Origin of the sequence: Hydrocoleum sp. CS-953 (genome assembly GCF_002260545.1) — a bacterium.
Lineage (GTDB): Bacteria > Cyanobacteriota > Cyanobacteriia > Cyanobacteriales > Microcoleaceae > Trichodesmium.
In genome coordinates, this window is sequence record NZ_LGSU01000384.1 from 1 (window position 1) to 2,956 (window position 2,956).

1 protein-coding gene and 1 pseudogene are annotated in these 2,956 nt (G+C 32.5%); one reads left to right on the top strand and one right to left on the bottom strand.

Translation table 11 applies throughout. The features are described from left to right. Positions 1-224, top strand: a pseudogene (locus AFK68_RS03710) (shikimate dehydrogenase); the annotation flags it as partial. A 1,229-nt stretch (positions 225-1,453) separates the two neighbouring features. On the opposite strand, the gene bioF reads toward AFK68_RS03710, so the two are convergent. Then, positions 1,454-2,635: an 8-amino-7-oxononanoate synthase gene (bioF, locus tag AFK68_RS03715; protein WP_094671648.1), complete on the bottom strand. Its 1,182-nt coding sequence runs from the start codon at positions 2,633-2,635 to the stop codon at positions 1,454-1,456. Positions 2,636-2,956: the final 321 nt, after the last annotated feature.

The following is a 2,956-nucleotide window of genomic DNA, read 5'->3' on the forward strand; positions in this document are numbered from 1 at the left end:
AAGGATGGGCGGGGACAAATACAGATGTTACAGGATTTTTGGCGCCACTACAAACCTATAATTGGGATTGGCATCAAAAAGTTGCGGTAATTTTAGGTAATGGTGGTGCTGCTCGTGCAGTGGTGGCGGGTTGCGCTCAGTTAGGGTTTGCAGAGGGTCATGTTGTTGGTCGTTCGGGAGATAAATTAACTGCTTTTCAAAAAAGTTTCCGAAAAATACCAGTTTGATAAATTTTTGCTACCAATAGCTAGGAAATTTTTTAGGATTTAGGAGTCAGAATGAATAGTTTAAATATCATTTATTAGAGTGAATATATCCTTTTAGTCAAAGGTACATTTAGTGTCAATTATTTTGATTCTCCTGGTTATTCGTAATACAAATTTGATAAATTTTTGCTACAAATAGCTAGGGGAGTTTTTAGGAGTCAGGAGTATTAGGGGCGATTTCCGTTCCGGAATACTTTCCTACGGAATGCTCTGCAAACGTAAACGCGTAATTAGGAGAATTCCGTAGGAAATCGCCCTTAAAGGAGTCCCATAGGAATTACTTCAATACCATTTTTTAAGCCGTAAATCATGTTTACTTCTCAAAAGAACATTTCGTGTAAAATCTTTTTATCGCCCTTACTATTCGTNTAAACGCGTAATTAGGAGAATTCCGTAGGAAATCGCCCTTAAAGGAGTCCCATAGGAATTACTTCAATACCATTTTTTAAGCCGTAAATCATGTTTACTTCTCAAAAGAACATTTCGTGTAAAATCTTTTTATCGCCCTTACTATTCGTTACATTCTTTTTTTCTGACTTAGTATTATATTAACTTCAAAAAAGGCAGTTACATATTAAGTTGTGATTTATTCCTAGAATAAACAACTTTATAAATCCCATAAATTGTAAAAATTCAACCTTTTTTACTCTTTTTTATTATTTTTTTCTTTACCTGTTACATATTGCCTGTGCCCTGACTATAGCAATATTTGATGAAATTGGTATTAGAGGGTATTTATCACTTTTCCTACTAGAGCATTTCAGCTAAAGTAGTGCCTTAAAATTGTTATTGCCAAAGATAGTGAAGACATCTCTATCAAATTTTGTATTGCATTATTTTAAAGGAAAAAATTCACTACATACCTACCCAAAAATTGCTATGCCTTCTGTCTTTATCTTTAGTAAGTATTTCCTGACGGAATGCTCACTTTATTTAAGCTTCTATTAATCGAAAAATATATACCGAATTCGGTGGTATATGAAATATAGGAGGGAGAAATTTTCAAATAGTTTTTGAAGTACAAAATTACGAATTAAGGTTTAATTTTTTTTGCACCGATAGGCTAGAATTAGTGTACCAAATTTAGATATAATTGTCTTTAAGTCTTTCCCATATCGGAGGAAAAAAACAGATATGTTTCAACTTCTCCTCAACTGTCTATTCCCCCTTCCTATTCCCATTTTTTCTCACTTATTAAAATTAATTAATGTTGCTACTAATTTCTGAAGATGAGTTGTTTCGTGAGTAGCCATTAGCGAAATACGAATGCGACTGGTATTAACAGTAGGTGGGCGAATGGCAGGAGCAAATATTCCTACTTGTTTTAACTTTTCTCCCACTTCTAATGCTTCGGCTGCATTTTTAAGGGGAAAACAAATAATTGGTGATTCATAATTCGAGATTTTTTTACCTCTGCAAAAAAGTTGATTTTCTGTTTCTAGTAAATTTCTGAGAGTCTCCACATTTTGCCATAGTTTAAAACGACGTTCTGGCTCTTTTTTAAGAATTTTTATAGCTGTTAATGCAGCAGCAGTATCCCCAGGAGTTAAACCTGTGGTATATATCCAACTCGGCGCTCTATTTCTAAGAAATTCTATTAATTTTTTTGAGCCAGCAACATAGCCTCCTAAACTTCCTAATGCTTTGCTCAAAGTACCAATTTGAATTAGTTCTTTTCCTGTGCAGTTAAAATGTTCAACACAACCACCTCCATTAATTCCAAATACTCCTGTTGCATGAGCTTCATCTACTAAGAGCATACTATTATATTTTTCTGCTAAATCTAATAATAATGGCAATTTACATAAGTCACCATCCATACTAAAAATACTATCTGTAATTATTAAACTGCGACGATAATTTTCTCGTTCTTGTTCTAGTTTATTTGTCAAATCTTGAATATTGTTATGACTATATTCGACAATTTTTGCACCGCTAAGAATGGCTCCATTTTTGAGGCTAGAATGATTATATTTATCTGATAAAATTAAGTCACGTTGACTGACTACTGAAGAGATTACACCAATATTTGCTAAATATCCTGAACTAAATACTAATGCTGCTTCTGTTTGTTTTAATTTAGATATTTCTTGTTCTAATTCTTGATGTATTTCTCGATGACCTGTTAATAAACGGGAACCTGTACTACCAGTGCCAAATTCTTTTGTTGCTTCAATAGCTGCTGCAATTAGACGTTCATCTCCTGCTAATCCTAAATAATCATTACTTGCAAAATTGATGAGTTGTTTCCCTTCTATTTTAATTATTGCACCAGGAAGACTTTCAATAGTTTTGACGGAACGATACCAATTAGCTCTATTTATTGTTGATAGGGCTTGCTCTATCCAAGTGTAGGGATTATTTTGCATTGTTTATAATTTATTTTAGTTATGTTTAATGTTAATGGTTATTTATAAGTTATTTATAGCAGTTTTGATGTTTTTTTAGAGTACAGAGATTTGGGTTTAAAGGAAGAAGGAAGAGGGAATATTTTTTGTGTCTACCTTTGTGAAAACCTCTATAATATGGGGAAATATAGAATAATTATTCTACTATGACTTTGCTAATTTTTATTTGGCAAAAAAGTTATTTTTTGAGGAAAATACAGAATAGAAAAAATACTTTACCTGATTAATACTGAGAACTGTAATCTAAAATTTTATCTGTAGGCGAAGTCTATCATACTTACT